General features: G+C 57.1%; 20 protein-coding genes. 10 read left to right on the forward strand and 10 right to left on the reverse strand.

Going from position 1 to position 23279, the window contains the following annotated elements; translation table 11 throughout:
• Nucleotides 1–22: 22 nt before the first annotated feature.
• From AC2I9W_RS01940 to AC2I9W_RS01950, 3 genes are all read right to left on the reverse strand, one after another.
• Nucleotides 23–1726, reverse strand: a complete 1704-nt coding sequence (locus tag AC2I9W_RS01940; RefSeq protein WP_486408366.1) for an electron transfer flavoprotein-ubiquinone oxidoreductase — start codon at nucleotides 1724–1726, stop codon at nucleotides 23–25.
• A gap of 463 nt (nucleotides 1727–2189) precedes the next feature.
• Nucleotides 2190–2771 carry a peroxidase-related enzyme gene (locus AC2I9W_RS01945; protein WP_486408367.1) on the reverse strand — a complete coding sequence of 194 codons (582 nt, stop codon included), beginning with the start codon at nucleotides 2769–2771 and terminating at the stop codon, nucleotides 2190–2192.
• A gap of 349 nt (nucleotides 2772–3120) precedes the next feature.
• Nucleotides 3121–4368, reverse strand: a complete 1248-nt coding sequence (locus AC2I9W_RS01950; RefSeq protein ID WP_486408368.1) for an alpha/beta hydrolase family protein — start codon at nucleotides 4366–4368, stop codon at nucleotides 3121–3123.
• Between the two features lie 148 nt (nucleotides 4369–4516).
• On the opposite strand from AC2I9W_RS01950, the gene AC2I9W_RS01955 reads away from it, so the two are divergent.
• Nucleotides 4517–5008, forward strand: coding sequence for a DUF6882 domain-containing protein (locus tag AC2I9W_RS01955; RefSeq protein ID WP_486408369.1), 492 nt, complete (start codon nucleotides 4517–4519; stop codon nucleotides 5006–5008).
• Nucleotides 5009–5114: 106 nt separating this feature from the next.
• Complete coding sequence (locus AC2I9W_RS01960) at nucleotides 5115–5264, forward strand: hypothetical protein (protein ID WP_486408370.1); 150 nt, start codon at nucleotides 5115–5117, stop codon at nucleotides 5262–5264.
• A gap of 194 nt (nucleotides 5265–5458) precedes the next feature.
• Here the strand turns inward: AC2I9W_RS01960 and AC2I9W_RS01965 are convergent, their stop codons facing one another.
• Nucleotides 5459–6055 carry an IMPACT family protein gene (locus AC2I9W_RS01965; RefSeq protein ID WP_486408371.1) on the reverse strand — a complete coding sequence of 199 codons (597 nt, stop codon included), beginning with the start codon at nucleotides 6053–6055 and terminating at the stop codon, nucleotides 5459–5461.
• Between the two features lie 176 nt (nucleotides 6056–6231).
• On the opposite strand from AC2I9W_RS01965, the gene AC2I9W_RS01970 reads away from it, so the two are divergent.
• Together AC2I9W_RS01970 and AC2I9W_RS01975 are read left to right on the forward strand one after the other, a co-directional pair.
• Nucleotides 6232–6399: a hypothetical protein gene (locus tag AC2I9W_RS01970; protein WP_486408372.1), complete on the forward strand. Its 168-nt coding sequence runs from the start codon at nucleotides 6232–6234 to the stop codon at nucleotides 6397–6399.
• Between the two features lie 1088 nt (nucleotides 6400–7487).
• Nucleotides 7488–10016, forward strand: a complete 2529-nt coding sequence (locus AC2I9W_RS01975) for a YgiQ family radical SAM protein (RefSeq protein WP_486408373.1) — start codon at nucleotides 7488–7490, stop codon at nucleotides 10014–10016.
• A 117-nt stretch (nucleotides 10017–10133) separates the two neighbouring features.
• Here AC2I9W_RS01975 and AC2I9W_RS01980 read toward each other — a convergent pair whose 3' ends face one another.
• From AC2I9W_RS01980 to AC2I9W_RS01990, 3 genes are all read right to left on the reverse strand, one after another.
• Nucleotides 10134–12566 carry a putative bifunctional diguanylate cyclase/phosphodiesterase gene (locus AC2I9W_RS01980; protein ID WP_486408374.1) on the reverse strand — a complete coding sequence of 811 codons (2433 nt, stop codon included), beginning with the start codon at nucleotides 12564–12566 and terminating at the stop codon, nucleotides 10134–10136.
• Nucleotides 12567–12891: 325 nt separating this feature from the next.
• A complete protein-coding gene (locus tag AC2I9W_RS01985) occupies nucleotides 12892–13452 on the reverse strand; it encodes an NUDIX hydrolase (RefSeq protein ID WP_486408375.1) in 561 nt (186 codons plus the stop codon).
• 112 nt (nucleotides 13453–13564) lie between these two features.
• Nucleotides 13565–14260 carry a fumarylacetoacetate hydrolase family protein gene (locus tag AC2I9W_RS01990; protein WP_486408376.1) on the reverse strand — a complete coding sequence of 232 codons (696 nt, stop codon included), beginning with the start codon at nucleotides 14258–14260 and terminating at the stop codon, nucleotides 13565–13567.
• Nucleotides 14261–14426: 166 nt separating this feature from the next.
• Between AC2I9W_RS01990 and maiA the strand changes: the two genes are divergently transcribed.
• Both maiA and AC2I9W_RS02000 read left to right on the forward strand, forming a co-directional pair.
• Complete coding sequence (gene maiA / locus AC2I9W_RS01995) at nucleotides 14427–15092, forward strand: maleylacetoacetate isomerase (RefSeq protein WP_486408377.1); 666 nt, start codon at nucleotides 14427–14429, stop codon at nucleotides 15090–15092.
• 10 nt (nucleotides 15093–15102) lie between these two features.
• Nucleotides 15103–16035, forward strand: a complete 933-nt coding sequence (locus AC2I9W_RS02000; protein WP_486408378.1) for a purine nucleoside phosphorylase YfiH/LACC1 family protein — start codon at nucleotides 15103–15105, stop codon at nucleotides 16033–16035.
• Here AC2I9W_RS02000 and AC2I9W_RS02005 read toward each other — a convergent pair.
• The gene (locus AC2I9W_RS02005; protein ID WP_486408379.1) at nucleotides 15952–16266 is read right to left on the reverse strand and encodes a hypothetical protein; all 315 of its coding nucleotides are present in this window, start codon (nucleotides 16264–16266) and stop codon (nucleotides 15952–15954) included. The genes AC2I9W_RS02000 and AC2I9W_RS02005 overlap by 84 nt on opposite strands.
• A 204-nt stretch (nucleotides 16267–16470) precedes the next feature.
• Between AC2I9W_RS02005 and AC2I9W_RS02010 the strand changes: the two genes are divergently transcribed.
• From AC2I9W_RS02010 to phbB, 3 genes are all read left to right on the forward strand, one after another.
• Nucleotides 16471–18360 (forward strand): PHA/PHB synthase family protein, encoded by a 1890-nt coding sequence (locus AC2I9W_RS02010; RefSeq protein WP_486408380.1) that lies wholly within the window; start codon nucleotides 16471–16473, stop codon nucleotides 18358–18360.
• Between the two features lie 143 nt (nucleotides 18361–18503).
• Nucleotides 18504–19685 (forward strand): acetyl-CoA C-acetyltransferase, encoded by a 1182-nt coding sequence (locus tag AC2I9W_RS02015; RefSeq protein WP_486408381.1) that lies wholly within the window; start codon nucleotides 18504–18506, stop codon nucleotides 19683–19685.
• 274 nt (nucleotides 19686–19959) lie between these two features.
• Nucleotides 19960–20697 carry an acetoacetyl-CoA reductase gene (phbB, locus tag AC2I9W_RS02020; protein ID WP_158391262.1) on the forward strand — a complete coding sequence of 246 codons (738 nt, stop codon included), beginning with the start codon at nucleotides 19960–19962 and terminating at the stop codon, nucleotides 20695–20697.
• A gap of 86 nt (nucleotides 20698–20783) precedes the next feature.
• Here phbB and AC2I9W_RS02025 read toward each other — a convergent pair whose 3' ends face one another.
• Nucleotides 20784–21098, reverse strand: a complete 315-nt coding sequence (locus tag AC2I9W_RS02025) for a DUF2322 family protein (protein ID WP_486408382.1) — start codon at nucleotides 21096–21098, stop codon at nucleotides 20784–20786.
• Nucleotides 21099–21190: 92 nt separating this feature from the next.
• Nucleotides 21191–21877 carry a hypothetical protein gene (locus tag AC2I9W_RS02030; protein WP_486408383.1) on the reverse strand — a complete coding sequence of 229 codons (687 nt, stop codon included), beginning with the start codon at nucleotides 21875–21877 and terminating at the stop codon, nucleotides 21191–21193.
• Nucleotides 21878–22056: 179 nt separating this feature from the next.
• Between AC2I9W_RS02030 and AC2I9W_RS02035 the strand changes: the two genes are divergently transcribed.
• A complete protein-coding gene (locus tag AC2I9W_RS02035) occupies nucleotides 22057–23277 on the forward strand; it encodes an MFS transporter (protein WP_486408698.1) in 1221 nt (406 codons plus the stop codon).
• The last annotated feature ends 2 nt before the right edge of the window (nucleotides 23278–23279 follow it).

Genomic DNA, 23279 nt, shown 5'->3' on the forward strand with positions numbered 1-23279 from the left:
GTTTTGAAGGGCAGCTTGAAGACTACATGCCTGAGTAGTTGGGGCCGCCGCCGCCTTCAGGCGTGACCCAGACGATGTTCTGGGTTGGATCCTTGATGTCGCAGGTCTTGCAGTGCACGCAGTTTTGCGCATTGATCTGCAGGCGCTGCTTGCCAGCGTTGGCTTCGTCTTCCACAAACTCGTACACGCCAGCGGGGCAGTAGCGCTGCTCGGGGCCGGCAAACTGGGCCAGGTTGACATTGACAGGAACGCTGGCGTCCTTGAGTGTCAGGTGGGCTGGCTGGTCTTCGGCGTGGTTGGTGTTGCTGATGAAAACGCTGGAGAGGCGGTCAAAGGTCAGCTTGCCATCGGGCTTGGGATACTCGATAGGCGTGCATTCCGATGCGGGCTTCAAATAAGCGTGGTCAGGTTTGTTGCGGTGCAGTGTCCAAGGGATGTTGCCGCGCAGCACGAACTGCTCAAAGCCGTTCATGAGGGTGGCCGTGGTCAGACCCTTCTTGAACCAGGCCTTGAAGTTGCGAGCCTTCCACAGCTCTTCATACAGCCAGCTGTTCTCGAAGGCGTGGGTATAGGCGTTGAGTTCGTCGCCTTGGCGGCCCGCCACGATGGCGTCATAAGCGGCTTCGGCGGCCAGCATGCCGGTCTTGATAGCGGCGTGACTGCCCTTGATGCGGCTGACGTTCAGAAAGCCTGCTTCACAGCCGACCAGTGCGCCGCCGGGGAAGACAAAGCGCGGCAGGCTGGAGATGCCGCCGGCAGTGATGGCGCGGGCACCGTAGCTGATGCGCTTGGCGGGCTTGATGCCGTTGGCCTCGTCACCTTCCAGGTAGTAGCGGATGTTTGGATGGGTCTTCCAGCGCTGCATCTCCTCAAAGGGAGAGAGGTAGGGGTTGGAGTAGTCCAGACCGGTGATAAAGCCCAGTGTGACCAGATTGTCTTCCAGGTGATAGAGGAAGGCACCGCCGTAGGTGTCGCTCTTCATGGGCCAGCCAGCGGTGTGAACCACCATGCCAGGCTTGTGACGGGCGGGGTCGATCTCCCACAGCTCCTTGATACCCAGGCCATAGGTTTGCGGATCGCGGTTGGCATCCAGCGAGTACTTGGCAATGATTTGCTTGCCCAGGTGGCCGCGTGCGCCCTCGGCAAAGATGGTGTATTTGCCGTGCAGCTCCATGCCCAGCTGGAAGTCGCCGGTGGGCTCGCCTTCCTTGCTGATGCCCATATTGCCGGTGGCCACGCCCTTGACGGAGCCGTCTTCGTTGTAGAGCACTTCGGCGGCGGTGAAGCCGGGGAAGATTTCCACGCCCAGCTCTTCAGCCTGCTCGGCCAGCCACTTGGTCACAAAGCCCAGGCGGACGATGTAGTTGCCTTCGTTGTGAAAGCACTTGGGCAGCAGCCAGTTGGGGGTGCGAATCGAGCTTTTTTCACCTAGGAAGACCATGGCGTCTTCGGTCACGGGCTGGTTCAGAGGTGCGCCCTTGGCTTTCCAGTCAGGGATCAGCTCGGTCAGAGCGCGGGGGTCCATGATGGCGCCCGACAGGGTGTGGGCACCGGGCTCGGAGCCTTTCTCCAGCACAACGACGGAGACATCCTGACCTTTTTCGGCAGCCAGCTGCTTGAGGCGGATGGCCGTGGCTAGGCCACCGGGGCCGCCGCCTACCACTACCACGTCGTATTCCATGGCTTCTCGCGGGCCGTATTGGGCCAGGATTTCTTCGTTTGTCATCGGGAAAGTCTCGCTTGATATTGGATTGGGGAAAACTGGCGTGCGCGGCTTTGAAATGTGCGTTTGCAAAAACCGCGATGCGGGCGATTCTATGCTGAGCGCTCACAGCGGCCATGCAGATTGGGCGACAGGGGCGCAAACTGTGTTGTGCCTCAGACCATAGGCTAGTACTCGCCCAGAGCCGCGCCATCCTTCAAAGAAACTAGAGCAGGATGACGATGAGTGCGTGGGCAACCTTGTTCAATACGGCGAAAGGACGATAGGCGCGCTCTCACCGGAGGCTAGGCGAAGGCAGGTGCGGGCTTGAGGCTTAGGGCCTGCGTTTAGATGAGAAATGGCTTGACGTGAATGTAAATAAAGGGAGAGTAGCTATTCTTTTAAGAGCTTTAGTGGTGAGCTATTCCTTGCTGACTCTTGCTACCCTGAGTAGCCCCTGCTGTCACTTGCTTTGTCTCTTGCGCGGTCAGCTCTTTTTCTCGCGCGGGACGCGACCCATCAAATAGAACTCGGGGTTGGGCTGCATTCCGGCAAAGCTGGCCATGCGGTTGGACAGGCCAAAGAAGGCAGTAATGGCCGCAATGTCCCAAATGTCCTCGTCATCAAAGCCGTGCGGATACAGGGCCTCGTAGTCTGCGTCATCGATCTCTTGGCTGCGTTGACTGACCTTCATGGCGAAGTCCAGCATGGCGCGCTCGCGCGCACTGATGTCGGCTTTGCGGTAATTGACAGCAACCTGGTCGGCAATCAGCGGCTTTTTCTCATAGATGCGCAGGATTGCTCCATGTGCGACCACACAGTACAGGCATTGGTTGGCTGCGCTGGTGGTGGTGACAATCATCTCGCGCTCCCCTTTGCTCAGGCTGCCTTGTTCTTTGAGCATCAGAGCGTCGTGATAGGCGAAAAAGGCGCGCCATTCCGCCGGGCGACGGGCAAAGGCCAGAAACACATTGGGGATGAAGCCAGACTTCTCCTGCACTTCGACAATGCGCTGGCGAATGTCTTGCGGCAGATCGTTCAGCTCGGGAAAGGGATAGCGGTTTTTCATGACGACAGTCTCCTTGGCTTGTGCTTGCTTTACATAGGGCAAGCAAAGCATGGCACGGCGCAGTCCCCTAAAGCTGTCGTTTGCGTTGCAGATGTTGCTCAGATGCGGCTTAGATGCGGCTATTGCGACCTTGGACTGTTCTATTCCTTCTTTCTGCCTGAGAGGAAGAGGTGGGAGGATGAAGGCAAAAAATCAGTCAAATTGCCTCAAATGCTTATGCCAAAAGGGCAAGCAGCTATTGATTTGATATTTTTTTCTTTGAACCTGAAGAGGAGAGGTCGCAAGCGCAGTGCTTGGCCCCCTCCTTTACACAAGCTTTGCAGCTCACGTGTTTGAAGGAGTTGTCTTGTCAGTGTGCGAGGCTGCTGCAATTGCCCGTCACTTTGTCGCCCTGGAACAGTTTGCGCACAAAAAGGCGAGAGTCTGGAAAGGAGCTGTTGACGGCCTGTGAGTGGTCCATGCCGGGGTAGGTATGGGCTTCAATCACGGTACCCGCTTCGCAGCTTTGCTCAGCCAGGTCTTGCTGAAAGCGCGTAGGGGCATCTCTGTCTGCACCACCAATGCCCAGAAACACCGGCGTGTTGATCTTGAATGTGGGGAACTGCCCTTTGCTGAAGGGCTGGGCGTAGTAGCTCATGAAGTCGGACTTGAAGGTGTTGGTCCAGCTCAGTTGCTCTTTCTTGATGACGTCGAACATTTGATGCACGCAGCTCGTTTCGGCAGCTCTCATGGCTAACAGGCCCTTGTCGGTCAGCACGGCTTCGGCAGGCAGGCGCGGCTGAGACTGGTTGGCAACGGCTGCGACATAAAGAATGTACGCAATGGAGGTGTCTACCCGCTCTTGTTCGGCGCGGCTGGCGCGATAGGCGATCTTGCCGTCTTTGCTGGGACGCCCTGAATGCGGTGTGCCAGTGGCCACCGTGCCAAGAATCTTCAGCTCTGGCGCGTACTCGGCAGCGTAGCTGGCCGTGGCAAATGCGGCTGCAGCCCCCTGAGACTGGCCGACAATCACGATTTTGTCGCTGAGTGGCAAAGCCTTGCTGCTCAGCGCGGCGCGCACAGAGTCCAGCGTGGAATAGGCCGCAGCACGGCTGTTGAGGTAGGCATGCGGGCCAGGCGTGCCAAGGCCTTGATAGTCGGTGGCGACAACGGCATAGCCCTCTTTGAGCCAGCTGTTGAGGTATTGCGCATCACGCTCCGAGCGAGGATTGCGCGACGGGGCGCAGTTGTCGCCAATACCGACCGTGCCATGTGCCCAGGCAATGACGGGCCAGCCGCTGGCAGGAGGCGTTCCCTTGGGTAAAAAAATGGCCCCCGAAGTGGTGAGCTGCGCGGCTGGCTCAGGCCGGCTTGCTGTGCCGTCGGTAGAGCTGTACCAGAGCGCATAGGCTGTGGCGGCTTCGCTCAAGCTGAAGGCCTGGGCCAAGGGCTCCAGTGCGAGTAGCTGTCCAGCTGACAGGCTTGCATGGGGGGCTTGTGCAAAAGAGTGGGGCTCTTGTGCTGGAGTGCTTGCCGTGGCGGGCATGGCAGAGAGCGCCAGTGCGGCGGCAGTGCTTAGCGTCAGAGCGCGTAGGTCCAGCAGGGACAAGAGTTTCATCGGGTAGTCTCCATATTTGATTGAGGCAAAGATCAGTCTGCCGCTTGGACGCAATGCCGGGAATCGTCCGGATGGAGTGGGTGAAAACGCGCTGGTCAGCCCAAGACTTGCCTGACAATGCTGCCTATTGAAAAGCAATGGATACGCGATGAGCAACGAAGCACAAACCACCGACTGGGCCGCCTGGAGCCGCGAGGCTGTTGAGATGATGCAGGCCCGCAATGCTCAATGGCCGCAGCAGTTTGGACTTCAAGGTAATCCCAAGTACCGCTGGGATCTTGAGCGCGCTTTACTGGCGCTGGAGGCTCCGCTGCACGAAGTGGTTGCCACGGTCTGTCTGGTCGGCACCAGCAGCGAGCAAGATGGCAGCTTTGTCTGGAGCTGGGCTAACGAAGCCATTCCCCGGCTGCATGGCGAGGCGCTGGAAGTGGTGCACGAATTTGGCCGCGAAAACAAGCTGGCACTGCTGACTACAGCCCGGATTCCCGGCGGCCGACCTGAGGCCATGGAGTGCATGTGTATTGCTGGCCGCCTGCAGCGTGCGGTGGGCACCTTCATTGATCAGCAAGGCGATGTGACCCTGTATTTCACGTTGCTGCACTTACAGGTCGCGGTGGAACAAGAGCCGCAGGCGAATTGAGGCTGCTTTGAGGTCAGCCCTTCTCATGAGCTGTAAAGATTGTTGACAGAAGTCAGGCTACAACTTTTATAGACTGGCGACTTATAAGTTCGGAAAGGACAAAGTGATGAAAACCATTTTTGCACTGGCTGCTGCTGTTTTTGTTCTGAGTGGTTGCGCGGTTTATCACGACCGTGGTGGTTATTACGGGGATGGCTATAAAAAGCCGCACCCCCACGGCTGCCCTCCGGGACAGGCCAAGAAAGGCAATTGCTGAAAGCTTTGGCTCGCAAAACCCGCTTCGGCGGGTTTTGTTTTAGGCGGGCAGTTCTTTGGGAAAGCCGTTGTTAAGAGCGGCTTACGCAACCCAGCAAATCGAAGATTTGCGGTTGAGGCGAGGCGCGACGCCGCTGGCAGTACAGGCGTACGACAAGGCGGTGCAACGATGTATGAAGGGTTGCGTGAGTGGCTCTAAAGCTGGTCTGGCTTGAGCCAGCCAATGCGGCCTTGCCCGCTCTCATTGAGAGTACTCATCAATTCAGCAGCAGCAGCCTCAGGCATCTGAAGCCTGAAAGTCACCAGACTGCCGTGATCGACTTGCAGCAGCTCGGCACCAGCAGCCTCGGTCATGCGTCGAACCAAGCCCTCCAGCGGGTAGGGGGCGGTGCACTGCAGAATCTGCATGCGTTGAATGGCCACTTTTTCGGCCTGCAGCAAGGCTTGTGCCACGGCATCGGTATAGGCGCGCACCAGACCACCAGCACCGAGTTTGACGCCGCCAAAATAGCGCACCACCGTGGCCAGAACGCCCTCCAGATCCTGGTGGCGCAATACATCCAGCATGGGGCGGCCTGCGGTGCCGCTGGGCTCGCCATCATCCACGGCTGCAGATTGACCACCAGCCAGCAAAGCCCAGCAGACATGGGCGGCGCCTGGGTGCTGGCGTCTGAGTTCATCGACGACAGCCTGTGCGCTGGCCCTGTCCGTCATCGGCTGTACGCAGCCGATAAACCGGCTTTTTTTGATGATCAGTTCACTGGAGGCAGGAGAGCGAAGGGTCTGAGGCATAGCGGCGGCAGCATAACCGCAAAGACAGCGGAGCAAAGCCATGGGGTGTTGCAGCCATTGTGTCAGTTCGATGACGTGACGACGCGCTTTGCAGGGTTTGCGCGACAGTGGCGTTAATCAGGTTCCTACAAATAGTCAAAAAGTACAGCATTAAGCTACTAGCAAAGGAGGCCGTCATGAACCGTCTGCAAGCACAGTCCCTGAGCGAACACACTTTTGGTCGAGAGCACGTCATGCCGCCGCCACTGGCGCAGGAGCTTGCCGAGCCGCCAGCCGAGCAGGCCCCGTCACCGGAGGACGAGTGGGACCTGCTGCAACGCATACGCAATGTGGGCGAGTGGTAGCTCAGCAGCCTGCTTTCTATGAATTTCTGACCGGCCGGCTGATTCTGCAAACGAAAGCCGGTTTTTCATGCCTGCATCTTCTGGTAGTGCTGCGAAAATTGTCGGCATGAACTCGCACTCTGCGGCACCTCTTTCAGCATTCTCTGGTGCAGGGCCTAGAGCCGAGGCGCTTGCCTAGCATCTGGGCATTCATCTCAGCAGCTTCAGAACCTATGTCAAACGCGTTTGCGCCAAGCTGCGCGAGCAGGGCCACCGCTGTAGAGTTCCAAATTCGATAGCTGCTAACAATTGATGTGTAAGCGCTAGAAGGCTATTCCGATGTGAATTTTATGCATGCATGGTTCGTCTCCATTTGGTGACATCGGCGGGAAAGCCGTTTTCTACACTGTGCGCCTGGAGATCAAGACATAACACCCCGGAGAGCCAAAGCACCTCATCGTCACTGTGAGCAGCGGCCCTGTGGCGCTGAGCGCGGCGCTGGAGATAGCCCATCACGGCCTGCGCTGAGTCGTGCTGGAGTCGCAATCGACGGGTCTCTGAAGGCAGCCGTGCCATTGTGTTTACGCGGCTATCCATGGAAATTTTGCAAAAAGCTGGTGTGGCCAAGCGCGTGACCGAGACAGGCTTGCCTTGGTGCTTACGTACATGGCCGCGTGAATTATTGCGGGCCGTGCCGCCCATATGTTTCCGATTTTGGCGTGCGCGGTGCCAATACCGTGTCAGGAAAGGTTTTGCAAGCCAAGCGCGACTGAGAGCCAGCAGGCAAAGCCTGATTCAACCTGAATCTCACACTAAGAAGTATGCAGTCAGGCAGAGAGCGGGGCTTGTACCTAGCTCTGCTTAACTGCTTTGGGGAGCTGCAGTGCGCGCAGATGCAGCCTATGCTCCTATTTTGGTAGCTGTCATGGCTTATTAATAAAGAAAACCAAATAGTAAACGTTTTGAAAACAAGGCATCAATGGCGCTCCATGCTATGGATTTGAGAACTCGCTAGAGAAATCCTTTCCTTAGTGGCAAGACCTTAGGGATGCAGAGATCAGGCGCAAAACGTACACTGGCCGGCTGTTTTTCCGTTAAAGCTCATCCCCATGAACGCCCCGGTTGATGTTTCCTTTTTTCACCGCGATGCCAAACCGCTGACCAGCTACAAGCCGTACTGGGCCAAGCGCTTTGGTACGGCGCCATTTCTGCCCATGAGTCGTGCGGAGATGGATCAGCTCGGCTGGGACAGCTGCGACGTCATTCTGGTCACGGGCGATGCCTATGTGGACCACCCCAGCTTTGGCATGGCCGTGATTGGCCGTGTGCTGGAGGCGCAGGGCTTTCGCGTGGGCATCATTGCCCAGCCGGACTGGACCAGCGCCGAGGCCTTCAAGGCCTTGGGCAAGCCCAATCTGTTTTGGGGTGTGACAGCGGGCAATATGGATTCGATGATCAACCGCTACACGGCTGATCGCAAGATTCGCTCCGACGACGCCTACACCCCTGGTGACGTGGGCGGCAAGCGCCCCGACCGCGCCGCCATCGTCTACAGCCAGCGCTGCCGCGAAGCTTACAAGGACGTGCCCATTGTGCTGGGCGGCATCGAAGGCTCGCTGCGCCGCATTGCTCACTACGACTACTGGAGCGACAAGGTGCGTCGCTCCATCGTGGTGGACAGCAAGTGCGACATCCTGCTGTACGGCAACGCCGAGCGAGCGCTGGTCGAAGTGGCCCACCGCATTGCCGAGCGTGAGCCGGTGGAGCAGATCACCGATGTGCGCGGAACGGCGTTTTTCCGCCGCGCATCGGAAGAGGGCTGGTTCGAGGTGGACTCCACCACGGTGGATGAGCCCGGTGAAGTCGAAGCCCACATCAACCCCTATATGACGACCAGCGAGCAGGCCGAGGCCCAGGGGCAGACCTGCTCAAAAGAGTCGGGTTCTGAAGATGCCGAAAAGGCGCAAGCAGCCGAGCCCATAGGGCCGACATGCGGCAGCGGAAAAAATACGGGTGGAGCGGGCAATTCGGGGGCTTCGGTGGCCAATGTCCAGCCGATCCAGTTCGTGCCCAATCTGTCGCTGCGCAGCAAATCCAAGCTGCCCCCGCGCGACCGCACCGTGCTGCGTCTGCCCAGCTACGAACAGGTCAAGAGCGATCCGATTCTGTACGCCCATGCCAACCGCGTGCTGCACCTGGAAACCAACCCTGGCAACGCCCGCGCGCTGGTGCAGGCGCACGGTGAAGGTGCTACGGCCCGCGATGTATGGATGAACCCGCCCCCCATCCCGCTGACGACCGCCGAGATGGACTGGGTGTTTGGCCTGCCGTACGCGCGCAACCCGCACCCCGCCTACGCCGATGAAAACGGCAGCCACGATGGCGAAACCAAGATCCCCGCGTGGGAGATGATTCGCACGTCCGTGAACATCATGCGAGGCTGCTTTGGCGGCTGCACCTTCTGCTCGATTACTGAGCACGAAGGCCGCATCATCCAGAGCCGCTCGGAAGACTCCATCATTCAGGAGCTCGAAGAGATCCGCGACAAGGTCAAGGGCTTTACCGGCACCATTTCCGACCTAGGTGGCCCCACGGCCAATATGTACCGCCTGGGCTGCAAGAGCCCGCAGATTGAAGCGGCCTGCCGCAAGCCCAGCTGTGTGTTCCCCGGTATCTGCCAGAACCTGCACACCGACCATGGCCCGCTGATCAAGATCTATCGCCGCGCGCGCAAGCTGCCCGGTATCAAGAAGATTCTGATCGGCTCCGGTCTGCGCTACGACCTGGCCGTCAAGTCGCCCGAGTACGTGAAGGAGCTGGTGCAGCACCATGTGGGCGGCTATCTGAAGATTGCGCCTGAGCACACCGAGCAGGGCCCGCTCACCAAGATGATGAAGCCGGGCATCGGCAGCTATGACAAGTTCAAGCAGCTGTTCGAGAAGTTCAGCGAAGAGGCCGGCAAAAAGCAGTTTCTGATTCCTTACTTTATCGCCGCTCACCCAGGCACCAGCGATGAAGATATGATGAATCTGGCCATCTGGCTCAAGAAGAATGGCTTTCGCGCCGACCAAGTCCAGACCTTCTATCCCAGTCCCATGGCCACGGCCACGGCCATGTATCACTCTGGGCGCAACACGCTGACCAAGGTCCGCCGTCAGATGCGCGACGAGGAAGAGGAGCGCGTGGACATTGTGCGCGGTGAAAAACGCCGCCGTCTGCACAAGGCCTTCTTGCGCTACCACGATCCGAACAACTGGCCATTGCTGCGCGATGCGCTCAAGACCATGGGGCGTGCCGATCTGATCGGCAATGGAAAGCAGCACCTGATTCCGACTTTCCAACCCATGGTTGATGGCAGTTATCAGACCGCGCGCAAGAAAAACAGCACTTCGTCCAAGAGCAGTAGCGGTGGCATGGGCTACACCACCAACAAGGACGGCAAGGCTGTGGCGGTTCGCCGCCGTTCCGAAGAAGCGAGCATGGAGCCTAGGGGCGATGTGCGCTTCCGCACGAATCAGCCCCAACCCGGCAAGATGCTGACACAGCACACAGGTCTGCCGCCCCGTGCAGGCATCAAGTCCAAGCCCGGCTCCAAAGCTGCAGCTGGCAAGACTCAGGCTGCGCGAAAGCCGCGCTGAGGCTGCAATCTGATTGCTGTCTTGCTTGCAGCTTCATCTGAAAATAAAAACGACGCATTCAAGGCGTCGTTTTTATTTTTCTGTGAATCGGCAGCTGTGCACGGACTTGAAAAGGCATCAGTAACCCAAGGCTAGTGAGTCATACCACTGCGGCAGCTGATTGGCCTTTGGGGCGAAAAAGTCGGCACTCAAGGGTTGGGGCCTTGCAATCGCATAGCCCTGGACGTAGTCCACTCCCATGCTCATGAGCTCTTCGGCGATTTCTCGGCTTTCTACAAACTCGGCAACGGTTTTTTTACCCAATGTCTGGCCGATGCGGTTGATCATCTCCACCATGGCGTGATCACCTCTGTCCTGAAGCATGTCGCGCACAAAGCCTCCATCAATCTTGAGGTAATCCACGGGAAGCTGTTTGAGATAGGTCAGCGAAGACATGCCGACACCGAAGTCATCTAACGCAAAGCGGCACCCCATGGCCCGCAGAGCCTGGATCAACCGTCTGGCATTGCTGAGATTGCCAATGGCACTCGTTTCGGTAATTTCGAAGCACAGTATCTGGGGCGCAATGCCGTAGTACTGCATTTGAGCCGTAATGAATTCCAGCAGGGCTTCATCGTCAAGGCTGGAGCCAGATAGGTTGATGGAGCAGGTGTCCACCTGCTTGGCATAGTCGGGCTGCTGGGACAGCGTTTGCAAGGTCTTGGAGATGACCCATCTGTCCAGAGATGGCATGAGGCCGTAGCGTTCTGCCGCAGGAATGAAGTGGCCAGGGGCCAGGATCTGTCCGCTTTCATCGCGCAGGCGCAGCAAAACCTCAAAATGCATGCCTTTTTGCTTGTCGCCTTGCAGCGGTGCAATGTTTTGGGCATAGAGGCAGAATCGCTCTTCATCCAGGGCCGAGCGTATGCGTGTAGCCCATTCCATTTCACTGACGTAGCGGCTGTACGTGCCGTCTTCTGGGGTATAGAAAAAGACCCGGTTGCGGCCTCGCTCCTTGGCTTGATAGCAGGCCATATCGGCCATGCGAAGTAGCTCTGCTGCGTTGGAAGCATCGCTATGGATGTGGACGACACCAATGGAAAAGCCTGTACGCAATGTCTTGTCTCCCCAGCTGATGGACAGATCCAGAGCGGCCTGACGGAGTTTTTCGGCAATGGCGGCCACGCTGGCGGGCTGGCAGTTTTCCAGCAATACGGCAAACTCATCGCCGCCCATTCGTGCCAGACAGTCGCTTTCACGCAGGTTGCTTGAGAGCATGCGTGATACTTCGCACAGCACTTCTTCCCCTGCTGCATGGCCGCTGGTTTCATTGATGAGCTTGAACTGGTCAAGATCAATGTAGAGCAGTGCACAAGGCTTGACCTGATGCAAGCCCTGGGTGAGAAGTGTTTGTAGACGGCGCTCGAACTCCCCGCGGTTCTCCAAGCCTGTCAATGTGTCGTGACGAGCATTCCAGGAAAGCTGGTCCATGTATTGCTGCTCGCGCGACACATCTCGCAAAACGAAGAGGGCACCTGACACCTGGCCTTCACACAGCATGGTGGAGCCCAGCACTTTGACCGGCACGATGCTGTGGTCGGTGCGGCGTACCCAATGCGTCTGGTTATCTCGAACGATCATGGCTTCGTTCAGCAGTTGAGAGAGAAGCTCTTCGCTGCTGAAAGCAGAGTCCATGCAGTAAAACTGCAAAATCAGCTTGATAGGCTTGCCAAGAAAACTCTTGTTTTGTAGGCCCAGCAAACCGATGCCTGCAGGATTGATGTAGTTGACGGCTCCTTTTGCATCGGTGGTGATGACGGCATCGCCCAAGGCTGCCAGAGTAGTTTCTGCCCGCTCTTTCTCAGAATTGAGTCCAGCCTGTATCAATTCACGCTGTTGTATCAGGCGCCAGGTACTCCAGGTCCATAGCGCAACCAGAGTCACTGCCAGAGCGCCATTGAGGCTCAGTAGCAGCCATACGATGCTGCGAGAGCTGTGTCCCAGAGAGTCGCTGAATGCTCTGGTCAGTGCGGTTACGCCTTGATTGATGAGATCAATCTCGCGTTTCCACGCTGCGACAGTTTCGAGTGTGACCGCACCATCTTTGTAGCTTTGCTGTATTTCCCGCGCCAGAGAGTCAAGCTGGTCAAGATATTCATCGCCCAGCTTCCAATAGGCAACGGGCTCCTGCACCCAGCTGAAATACCGAAAAGTTCGCAGCAGCCATATCAGCGCATTGACATCGTCGGGATGGTTCAGTCCCTGCTCAATGCCTTTTCGCGCGAGATCCAGACGCAATGGCTCGTTGTAGAGGGCGTTACGTGCTTCGGCATCCCCGCGCGGCACCAGTAAAGCGCTCTGGTTGCGAGCCAGATCGGATGGATTGCCTTCATCGGCATAGCGTGAAAGGGCGTAGATGGCGTCTTTCTGGGCTTTGGACCAAAGGCTTTCTCCGTTGACAAAGCCGCGCACTGCGGAGAGTAGATAAAGGCTTGCGCTGGTGCTGAACATCAGAACCAGAACCAGCAGAGCAAGAGCCCAGACACGCCGAAGCAAGCGTTGAGACTTCATTGCGGGGCTTGAAAATGCCTTCATGACGCCTCATTCATCGAGTTGACAATGATCCATGAAGAGGCTGTAGAGCTGGGACAGTCCTTTTACGACTCTGACTTTGTCTTTGCTGATGTACAGAGCACCTCTAAAGCTTCCTCTTCATGCATACCCTTCATCCACTGGCGGAATCTGGAAAAGGGGTGCAATTTGTTTTCAGAAGTAATTTTTGATATGTAAAAGTGAACTCTGCGTCGGACAACTTCGTCTATTCATTCAAGAAGAGGCATCAATCTTGAATCTCTTGATGACTTTCAAGGCTTTTGGACTATGGGGCTGTGTTTGCTTACAGTAGGTCGATGCAGTGCACCTTCGGTTCATTCAGTGCATCAGCTTGCCGATCGGCGAAGAAACGCTCCAATGTGACCTTGACGGTACGAAAGGCAATCTCTTCCCAGGGAATATCCGCTTCTGTAAACAACTGGGCCTCCATCGTTTCCGGGCCTGGGTAGAACTGGCTGCTTTTCAGACGAGCCAAGTAGAAGAAGTGGATTTGTCCAACCTGAGGCACATTGATCAGGGAAAATAATCTGCCCATTTCTATATCTGCGCCCGCTTCTTCGTCGGTTTCGCGCTGCGCACCTGCCCTAGTGGTTTCTGCAAGCTCCATGAATCCCGCGGGCAAGGTCCATTTGCCACGCCTGGGCTCGATATTGCGCTTGCACAGCAGAATACGCCCGTCATCCATCACGGGCAAAGTGCCCACGACATTCAGAGGATTCTCGTAGTGGATGGTCTTGCAGGAGGGACAGACCGCACGCTCGCGCGTGTCCCCATCGTCAGGAACGCGGTAGGTGACTGCGGTGCCGCAATTGCGGCAGAACTTGATGGGGTTGCGAAAAATCATGCCGCAACTATAAGCAAAATAGCTTGCAAGCGCAGGTGGAACTTGCGCAAACAGCTATGAAAAAGGGAGCCTCTAAGGGCTCCCTTCAACAAGTAGATAGCGCGTAATGGTTTCAGACGATTTGGATCTTGATGGACTCAAGACCGTTCACGTGGCCTTCCAGAGTGTCGCCTTTGACCACGGCAGCAACACCTTCCGGGGTGCCGGTCATGATGAGGTCGCCGGGTTGCAGCTCCCAGGCTGCCGATAGATGTTCGATGGTTTCGGCAATATTCCAGATCAGCTTATGAATATGGCTGCGTTGGCGGTCGACGCCATTGACCTGCAGGGAAATCTCGGCATTGGTGATGTCGCCAGCTTGCTCTACCGGCGTGATGGCGCCAATGGGGGCAGACTGCTCGAAGGCTTTGCCAATGCACCAGGGCCGGCCCTGCTTTTTCATATCGTTTTGTAGATCGCGGCGTGTCATGTCCAGACCCACGGCATAGCCGTAGATATATTCCAGCGCATCCGCAGCCTTGATGTTCTTGCCTGCCTTGCCGATGGCAACGACCAGCTCGATCTCATGGTGCAGGTTCTGCGTCATCGAGGGGTAGGCCACCGCGGTGAGGCTGTCTGGGTTGACGGGCACGACCGCATCTGCAGGCTTCATGAAGAAGAATGGAGGCTCACGGCCTGTGAAGCCCATCTCCTTGGCGTGATCCTCATAGTTGCGGCCCACACAATAGATGCGGTGAAGGGGGAAGCGCTCGCTGCAGCCTACAACAGGCAGGCTGGCGGCGGGGGGGGGAGTGAACACGTAGCTCATGAAATCCTCGGCAAGAACACGCGCTGAAATCAGCGTTGGATGGATGTGGTGAGCAGTGTGCCACGCAGCCGACGGTAGTTCCTCGTACTTTGGATAGCTAGTTTTACGTACCGGAGCCTTGATCCGTGATGCGACACTTCCATGCTCGCGCTATGCTGCAGACATCATGAAGCTGCATACCTACTTCCGCTCCTCTGCCTCTTATCGCGTGCGCATTGCACTGCAACTTAAGGGCCTGTCTTATGAGTCTGTTCCGGTGCACCTCGTGCGTGGCGAACAAAAGGCCGAGGCCTATGCCAGCCAGGTAGGGGATGCCTTGGTTCCAGCCCTGGTAACCGATGAGGGCCAGTGGCTTACGCAATCCATGGCCATCATTGAATACCTCGATGAAACCCATGCTCAGCTGCCGCTGTTGCCCCAGGATGCCTTGGGACGAGCTCATGTACGGGCATTGGCCCAGATGGTGGCTTGCGAGATTCACCCCTTGAACAACCTGCGTGTGCTGAAGTACCTGGTGCACGAGTTGAAGCTTAGTGATGAGGCCAAGACTGCTTGGTATGCCCACTGGGTGCGCTCGGGGCTGGAGGCTTTCGAGCGTCAACTACAGCTGCTGGATGCCGAGCGCAAGGCAGCAGGCCAACAGCATTCTGTTTTTTGCTGGGGTGATGTGCCTACGCTGGCGGAGTGCTGCTTGATTCCTCAGGTTTTCAATGCGCAGCGCTTCGATGTGAATTTGAACGGGCTGCCGCGTTTGATGGAGGTGGTGGAACGCTGCAATGCCTTGCCGGCTTTTCAGCAGGCCCATCCTTCGGCATGTCCCGATGCAGAGTGACGGTAACGCCATGAACCAAAGCCCTTGCGATAGCCTTCAGGCTGCCTCCAAGCCTGAGCAGTGGCCTTCATCTTGGCTGGTACCAGACTGGCCTGCCGTGCCGGGTGTCCATGCCGTTTGTACATCGCGTGAAGGAGGGGTGAGCCAGGCCCCATGGGGCAGCCTCAACCTGGGAGACCATGTCAGTGATGACCCGGCGCATGTGCGCCGAAACCGTGACCTCTTCAACGCGGCGCTGCAAGCCCTGACGCCCGGGGCCTGCACGGCATTTTTGCAGCAGGTGCACGGCGTGGATGTCCTAGCGCTGAATGCAGGCAATGTCGCCAGCTCCAATGGTGCGGCTTTTGATGCCTGTGTCAGCAGCGATGCCGGTGTGGTTTGCACCATCATGGTGGCCGACTGTCTGCCGGTGCTGCTGGCACATGACTCCGGTCTTGTTGTCGGTGCTGCGCATGCTGGCTGGCGTGGGTTGGCAGGAATGCCGCCGGGAAGAAAGACCGCTGACGGTCCTTTAGCTGTCGGTGTCTTGGAGCGAATTTTCGAGTCTTTTTGCCAGGAAGTGCAGGCGCAGCAAGCGCTTCCAGCTATTAAAAAAGAAGTACCTCGGATTGCCGCTCACACCCAGGCCTGGCTGGGACCATGCATTGGCCCAGAATCCTTTGAGGTGGGAACTGAAGTGCGCGATATCTTTGTGGCCCATGACGCGGCTGCTGCCCAATATTTTGCTGAGGTACGGGGTTCCCAGGGCAAATACCTGGCCAACCTTCCCATGCTGGCCCGGCAAAGGCTTGCTGCATTGGGTATTGCAGCAATCTTCGGCAACGATGGCAGCCAGCCCTGGTGCACGGTCAGCAATGGGTCACGATTTTTCTCGCACAGGCGTGACGCAGCCCGACTGGGAAGCAGTGGACGGCTCGCTGCCAGTATCTGGCGCAGTGCTTGATGTTACGCACTCGCTGGACTGTGCTGCAGCGAGTGCTTCCTGTTGTGCACGCTCTTTGAGACGGCGCTTGCGTGCCGGTGTTCCAAAGATATAGAGCACGATGGAAAGCGGCAGCAAGCCGTAGAGCACAAAGGTAAAAAATGCACCCAGTAGGGTGCCGCTGGGGCTGGCGGCTTCGGCAATCGTCATCATGACGACGACATACATCCAGGCGATGGCGATAAGGTACATGGTGTCTTGGCAAAGGTCTGGAAAGAACGCTGATAAAGGGAAAGGCTGTGTCAAATCAGCAGTCTCAAGGCTACATGACGAATGTTCTTGTCGGAAATGCATGGCACATCGGTGACAATTCCTGCGTGTGAGCCGTATTGCAGATTCCGCAAGCGTTCCCAGACCCGGAGATCGTCGGTCGCTTGCCTTGACTAGGATGTAAGCATGATTTTTGACCCGAGCTGGGGCCAGGCTGGCCAATCCATTCAACAATTCTGGCAGGAGCAGTGGCGCAAGAGCCTCCAAGCGCTTCAGCAGATGCAGAATTTCACGCCTGTGGCGCCCGCCAGTTTGTCGGGACAGCTAGGCAGCAACCCCTGGGCTGCCATCATGGACTCCATGTCGTCTGCCTTGCCGCAGATGACCGCAGGCTTGGCTCAGACTGTTCAATTTGATGCTTCAAAGCTGCAGGAGTTGCAGCAGGAATATCTCCAGTCGGTTCAGGCACTCACCGACGCTCACAACGTACAGGCCATGCTGTCCAAGGACAAGCGCTTCTCCAAGCCTGAATGGAGTGCCAACCCCGTAGCAGCGATGGCGGCGGCCAATTATTTGCTGGGCAGCCGCATGCTTGCTGGCATGGCCGAAGCAGTGCAGGGTGATGACAAGACCCGCAATCGTGTGCGCTTCGCGGTTGAGCAATGGGTGGCCGCCATGGCTCCCAGCAACTTTCTGGCCTTAAATGCGGAGGCGCTTAACAAGGTGGTGGAAACCAAGGGAGAGAGTCTGGCGCAAGGCATTGCCAATCTGCTTGCAGACATGCGCCAGGGCCATGTCTCCATGACCGATGAAAGTCTGTTCACGGTGGGGGAGAACGTAGCAACCACCGAGGGTGCGGTGGTGTTTGAGAACGATTTGTTCCAGCTCATCGAATACAAGCCCCTGACGAGCAAGGTTTACGAGAAGCCATTTCTCATGGTGCCGCCTTGCATCAACAAGTTCTATATTCTGGATCTGCAGCCGGATAACTCAGTCATTCGCTATGCCGTCGCGCAAGGCCATCGCACCTTTGTCGTCAGTTGGCGCAATCCTGATGAAAGCATGAGCCACAAGACCTGGGACGACTATATTGAGGACGGTGTGCTCAAAGCGGTGAGTACCGTTCAGGATATCTGCCAAGTGCCCCAAATCAATGTACTGGGCTTCTGTGTGGGAGGCACCATGCTTTCTACGGCCTTGGCGGTGCTGGCTGCGCGTCATGCTCGTGAACAAGGGCTGCTCCAGGAACTTCAGCCCAAACGCAGTCGCGCTGCAGTGAAGACGACAAGCAAGGCTGGAACAGGAAAAGTGCAGGAGCAGCCGTTCCCTGTAGCTAGCATGACGCTCTTGACCACGCTGCTTGATTTTCGTGACTCCGGCATCTTGGACATCTTTATTGATGAAAACATGGTGCGTCTGCGCGAGATGCAAATGGGCAAGGGGGGGCTGATGAAGGGACAGGACATGGCCTCCACCTTCAGCTTTTTGCGCCCTAATGACCTGGTCTGGAACTATGTGGTGGGCAACTACCTCAAAGGCGAAACTCCTCCGCCCTTTGATCTGCTCTACTGGAATAGTGACTCCACCAACCTGCCAGGTCCCTTCTATGCTTGGTACTTGCGCAATCTCTACCTTGAGAACAGTCTGATCAAGCCCGCAGCGCTGACCGTGTGTGGAGAGAAGGTCGATATCGGTCAGCTCAAGATGCCTGTTTATATTTATGGTTCGCGTGAGGATCATATTGTTCCCGTTGCTTCGGCTTATGCCTCATCTCAAGTGCTCGGAGGAGAGCTGCGCTTTGTGATGGGGGCTTCTGGTCACATTGCCGGAGTGATCAACCCACCGGCGAAGAACAAGCGTAGTCACTGGCTGCGTGAAGATGGCGAGTTCCCCAGCAATTTCCATGAGTGGCAAGCGGGAGCGACGGAATATCCGGGAAGCTGGTGGACAGACTGGAGCGAATGGCTGGCAAGACATGCAGGCAAGCAACAAGCGGCCCCCAAGGCTTACGGACGCAAGACTGCCTATGCCGAGATTGAGGCTGCTCCTGGACGTTACGTTCTGGCCAAAGTGTGAAAAAGCTTGAGGCACAATGAGCTTCATATTGCGGTGCAGCATCGAGCATGCTTGCTGCAGTAGTAAGCCGCGGACTGCACGGTGAACACAAGGCAGTCCCACACCAACATCATTTGTAAGAAACCTAGAAAGGTTCGTCAGCAATGGAAGACATCGTTATCGTTTCCGCCGTTCGCACGGCAGTGGGCAAATTCGGCGGAACTCTGGCCAAAGTACCCGCGACCCAGTTGGGCGCCGCCGTGATCAGCGAGGCTCTGAGCCGTGCCAAGCTTGGCAAAGATCAGGTGGGTGAGGTGATCATGGGGCAGGTGTTGACTGCTGGCGTTGGTCAAAATCCTGCGCGCCAGGCCATGATGGCAGCCGGTATTGCCAAGGAAACGCCAGCGCTGACGATCAATGCGGTGTGTGGCTCAGGCTTGAAGGCTGTGATGCTGGCGGCGCAGGCAGTGGCAACCGGTGACAGCGAAATCGTGGTGGCAGGTGGTCAGGAAAACATGAGCCTGTCGGCCCATGTCTTGCCGGGATCGCGCGATGGTCAGCGCATGGGTGACTGGAAGATGGTGGACACCATGATCGTCGACGGCCTGTGGGACGTCTACAACCAGTACCACATGGGCATTACGGCCGAAAACGTGGCCAAGGAAAAGAACGTCAGCCGCGAGCAGCAGGATGCGCTGGCGCTGGCAAGCCAGCAAAAGGCGATTGCTGCGCAAGACGCCGGCAAGTTCAAGGAAGAAATCGTTCCGGTGAGTATTCCCCAGCGCAAGGGCGACCCCGTTATTTTCGATACGGACGAATACATCAATCGCAAGACCAATGCTGATGTGCTGGCCACACTCAAGCCCGCCTTTGACAAGGCTGGCTCCGTGACTGCAGGTAACGCTTCAGGCTTGAACGACGGTGCCGCCGCCGTGGTGGTGATGACAGCCGCCAAGGCCAAGGCTTTGGGCCTGAAGCCTTTGGCCAAGATCGTCTCCTACGCTACCAGCGGCCTGGCTCCTGAAGTCATGGGTCTGGGCCCTGTATACGCCACGCGCAAGGCGCTGGAGCGTGCGGGCTGGCAGGCAGCGGATGTGGACTTGTTTGAACTCAACGAGGCCTTTGCAGCACAAGCCTGTGCGGTGAACCAGGATCTGGGCATCGATACCGCCAAGGTCAACGTCAATGGTGGAGCTATTGCCATTGGCCACCCGATTGGTGCATCTGGCTGCCGTATCTTGGTGACTCTGCTGCACGAGATGCAGCGCAGTGGCGCAAAGAAGGGACTGGCAGGTCTGTGCATTGGCGGCGGTATGGGCGTTGCCATGGCGCTTGAGGCCTGCTGATACGGTATTTAGTCGGATTTGGATTGCAGACAGCGCTGGTGCTCCTGAAGGCCAGCCTGTTTGAAGGAGGCGCGGCGATTGTGGTTTACCAAAGTCTTCATTGAAGACGGGTGTTGTGCCAGATCGCTACGGACTCCTGTGAGCGAACTTTCTTTCAGAGATTGGCAATCCCTATTGCATGGAAGACGGCGTTCAGGAAGATAGACGAAAACTAAAAAAGGTCTATCTCGGATAGTGTGATCGTGAAATAACCATTGATTGACAGGAGAGATGAATGGGGCAGAAAGTAGCGTACGTCACGGGGGGCATGGGTGGTATCGGTACCGCCATTTGCCAGCGTTTGCACAAGGATGGCTTCAAGGTAATCGCGGGCTGCGGCCCATCGCGTGATTACCAGAAGTGGCTCAATGAGCAAACGCAATTGGGTTACACGTTTTATGCGTCAGTTGGGAATGTAGGTGCCTGGGAGTCCACGGTCGAGGCCTTTAACCAGACCAAAGCCGAGCACGGAACAATCGACGTGCTGGTCAACAATGCGGGTATCACCCGCGACCGCATGTTTCTCAAGATGACGCCGGACGACTGGAAATCCGTCATTGAAACCAACCTGAACTCCATGTTCAATGTCACCAAGCAGGTGGTTGGGGACATGGTGGAAAAGGGCTGGGGTCGTATTATCAATATCAGCTCGGTCAACGGTGCCAAGGGCCAGGCAGGCCAGACCAACTACTCGGCGGCCAAGGCTGGCATGCATGGCTTTACCATGGCTCTGGCTCAGGAGCTGGCAGCCAAGGGAGTAACGGTGAATACGGTCAGCCCTGGCTACATTGGTACGGACATGGTCAAGGCCATTCGTGCAGATGTGCTGGAGAAGATTGTGGCTGGTGTGCCTGTCAAGCGATTGGGTGAGCCTGCTGAAATTGCCTCCATTATTTCTTGGCTGGCATCGGACGAGGGCAGTTACTCCACGGGCGCAGACTTTGCTGTCAACGGTGGTTTGCACATGCACTGAGCATGGACTGAAATTTTCAGGAATACAAAAGGAGCTGTGGCTCCTTTTTTCTTGGGTGGGCTAGATGCTTGGAATAGGGCTCAGTATCAGCAGGTAATGACTTTCACCTCATAGCCTTGTCCCGTAGTGAGGACATCGTGAAGACGGTCAATGTTGGGGTGAGAACCTGGCTGGGCTTGAGCATGCGCGGTGTGTTCGGCGAACAGTTCCAAACCCTCATGAGCGGCTGCAACGTTGATGCACCCGTGTTTGGAGTGGAGGGCATGATAGACCGCGACAGAACCTGATTTGCCAGGTATGTTGGGAATCGTGGCTGTGATCTGTCCATTCGCGTCAAGCAGCTGTAGTTCTTTGATATGGGTAACGGCAGGGAGGCGCAGGAGGTTGTCTGCAAAAGTCATGAGGTGATCGGTGGAATGGGTTCAAGTGTGCCGGAAGCTAACGACGGACTTTTGAAAGCAGGCAATCAGCAGTCCTGGCTGCTCTGATGCTATCAGCGTAGAAGCGAGCCGTCTTCGCTACTGCGACCACCTGGCATAAGGCCTGGGCCTGTACTTATTCCCGCGCCTGCGCCGCCCCCATGAGAACCGCCATTTCGTGCTCCTGCACCTGTTTGTCCATCACCCGTCTTTCGATTGCCGCCACTGCTCTGGCTTGGTCGCGACGGGCCTTGAGGTGGAATCTGCAGCTGCGGTGAAATGGGCTCCAGATCCAAAGCCTGGCGTATAAAGCTGCGCAGCGAAGCAACCAGCGCCGAGGTTTCGATAGGACGGCCTTCAACCATATCTTGCGCGGCACGTGCGGCCATTTCCACCTGTTCTTCGGTGCCCAGCAAGATGATGTCGGACAAGGCGGCCTCTACGGCATCACGAATACGGCGGCGACGCTCGCTCAGACTTTCGCTGACAGGCTGTCGCTCGCCCAAGTTTGCATTTTTGAGGTCGCGCAGGTGCTCTGGGTTGACACTCAATGTTCCGGTAAAGGAACTGCCCAGCGTCTTGTAGGCTGCGATCAAGGTTTTCAGCCGTTCATTGATCTGCCGATTTTCGCGCTCGCGTCGCTTCTGTACGGTATGCATGAACAGCAGACGCACGCCCATCATCAGGCAGGTCATGAGAAGCAAGCCCAACAAAGTCGAGAGCAGAGAAGACCAGGAACTGAAGTCGAAGGAAGAGCGCATGAAAATCTTTCGATAAGACTGGAGGTGGGGCGCCGTAGCATGCTCAGCGTATCCAGCACTTTCCTTTATGGATGCAGGCCAAGGCTGGTGTGGACTGAAGTGCAAGTCTTTAGGAGATGCAGTTTTGTCCTATGCTAGATAGTTGACATATCACCTACCTGAGAAAAAGAGAAAACGTGCTGGAGCCAGTGAATAACCGGGGCCTGAACCCCTCTTGGATTATTGTGGCAGCGGGCATCAGTGCCTCCTTGCATGTGGGCAAACTGCCTCCAGCTGTGCCTTTGTTGCAGCAGCAGTTGGGCGTATCGCTGGTGCAGGCCGGATTCTTGCTCTCCACCGTACAGGTAGCGGGGATGGTGCTGGGACTGTTCGTTGGACTGGGGGCAGACAAATGGGGTTTGCGCCGCAGCGTCCTCGCCGGCTTGATGCTGATGGCCTTGTCCAGCATGGTTGGCGCTGCCGCGACGGGTTTTGTCTGGCTACTGACCTTGCGGGTACTGGAAGGGCTGGGTTTTTTACTGGTTGCCATGCCCGCTCCAGGTTTGATTCGACGCAATGTCAAGCCTTCCGAGCTGGGCGCGCGCATGGGCTGGTGGGGCTCCTACATGCCCATAGGCAGCGCCATGGGCTTGCTGTTGGGGCCCTGGGTCCTGCAGGCAACCAGCTGGCAAGCCTGGTGGATGATTCTGGGAGCTGTTTCGGCGCTGACTGCCTATGCCGTGTGGCGTATGGTGCCAGCGGATGCTGCTGTCAATCCGGCTCCTGCTGTAACGACCGTCGAGGGGTGGCGTCCGCGTCTGGCACTGACGTTGCGCAGCCCCGGTCCCTGGCTAGTGTCCCTGGGCTTCATGGTGTATTCGGGGCAGTGGATGGGCATTGTCGGCTTTTTACCAACCTTGTATGCAGATGCTGGACTGAGTGCCAAGCTCGCTGGTTTGCTGACTGCCGTGGTGGCCGCCAGCAATATGCTGGGCAATGTTGCAGCAGGAAAGCTGCTGAACCGTGGCTGGAGTCCCGCGCGCTGTCTGCAGACCGGCTATGTGCTGATGGGGCTGACAGCGCTGCTGGCCTATGTGCAGGTCGGCGAGGAGGCACTGGCTCCTTTGTGGCTTCGCTTTGTAGCGGTAGCTCTGTTTTCTGCCACAGGCGGCCTGATACCTGCGACTTTGTTCACGACCGCCATGCACTTGGCACCTAGCCCAACGACGGTTTCTACGACCATGGGCTTTATGCAGCAGTGGTCCTGTGTTGGGCAGTTTGCAGGCCCGCCTTTGGTCGCAGCCGTGGCGGTCTGGATGGGCGGCTGGCAGTTCACCTGGATGGTGACAGGCAGCATGTGCGTTGTTGGATGGTTGCTGGCGCTGGGTGTGGGGCGCTGCTGGAGCCGGCTTGGGCACTGAGT

Source organism: Comamonas sp. FUJ_7, from assembly GCF_057369555.1.

Excerpts from the sequence above, each read along its gene's own strand:
- AC2I9W_RS01950 (WP_486408368.1), bottom strand. The coding sequence starts at position 4,368 with ATGAAACTCTTGTCCCTGCTGGACCTACGCGCTCTGACGCTAAGCACT.
- AC2I9W_RS01985 (WP_486408375.1), bottom strand. The coding sequence starts at position 13,452 with ATGATTTTTCGCAACCCCATCAAGTTCTGCCGCAATTGCGGCACCGCA.
- AC2I9W_RS02005 (WP_486408379.1), bottom strand. The coding sequence starts at position 16,266 with ATGTACCTTATCGCCATCGCCTGGATGTATGTCGTCGTCATGATGACG.
- AC2I9W_RS01990 (WP_486408376.1), bottom strand. The coding sequence starts at position 14,260 with ATGAGCTACGTGTTCACTCCCCCCCCCGCCGCCAGCCTGCCTGTTGTA.
- AC2I9W_RS01940 (WP_486408366.1), bottom strand. The coding sequence starts at position 1,726 with ATGACAAACGAAGAAATCCTGGCCCAATACGGCCCGCGAGAAGCCATG.
- AC2I9W_RS01970 (WP_486408372.1), top strand. The coding sequence starts at position 6,232 with ATGAACCGTCTGCAAGCACAGTCCCTGAGCGAACACACTTTTGGTCGA.
- AC2I9W_RS01965 (WP_486408371.1), bottom strand. The coding sequence starts at position 6,055 with ATGCCTCAGACCCTTCGCTCTCCTGCCTCCAGTGAACTGATCATCAAA.
- AC2I9W_RS02025 (WP_486408382.1), bottom strand. The coding sequence starts at position 21,098 with ATGACTTTTGCAGACAACCTCCTGCGCCTCCCTGCCGTTACCCATATC.
- AC2I9W_RS02000 (WP_486408378.1), top strand. The coding sequence starts at position 15,103 with ATGAACCAAAGCCCTTGCGATAGCCTTCAGGCTGCCTCCAAGCCTGAG.
- AC2I9W_RS01960 (WP_486408370.1), top strand. The coding sequence starts at position 5,115 with ATGAAAACCATTTTTGCACTGGCTGCTGCTGTTTTTGTTCTGAGTGGT.
- phbB (WP_158391262.1), top strand. The coding sequence starts at position 19,960 with ATGGGGCAGAAAGTAGCGTACGTCACGGGGGGCATGGGTGGTATCGGT.
- maiA (WP_486408377.1), top strand. The coding sequence starts at position 14,427 with ATGAAGCTGCATACCTACTTCCGCTCCTCTGCCTCTTATCGCGTGCGC.
- AC2I9W_RS01980 (WP_486408374.1), bottom strand. The coding sequence starts at position 12,566 with ATGAAGTCTCAACGCTTGCTTCGGCGTGTCTGGGCTCTTGCTCTGCTG.
- AC2I9W_RS02030 (WP_486408383.1), bottom strand. The coding sequence starts at position 21,877 with ATGCGCTCTTCCTTCGACTTCAGTTCCTGGTCTTCTCTGCTCTCGACT.
- AC2I9W_RS02015 (WP_486408381.1), top strand. The coding sequence starts at position 18,504 with ATGGAAGACATCGTTATCGTTTCCGCCGTTCGCACGGCAGTGGGCAAA.
- AC2I9W_RS01975 (WP_486408373.1), top strand. The coding sequence starts at position 7,488 with ATGAACGCCCCGGTTGATGTTTCCTTTTTTCACCGCGATGCCAAACCG.
- AC2I9W_RS01955 (WP_486408369.1), top strand. The coding sequence starts at position 4,517 with ATGAGCAACGAAGCACAAACCACCGACTGGGCCGCCTGGAGCCGCGAG.
- AC2I9W_RS02010 (WP_486408380.1), top strand. The coding sequence starts at position 16,471 with ATGATTTTTGACCCGAGCTGGGGCCAGGCTGGCCAATCCATTCAACAA.
- AC2I9W_RS01945 (WP_486408367.1), bottom strand. The coding sequence starts at position 2,771 with ATGAAAAACCGCTATCCCTTTCCCGAGCTGAACGATCTGCCGCAAGAC.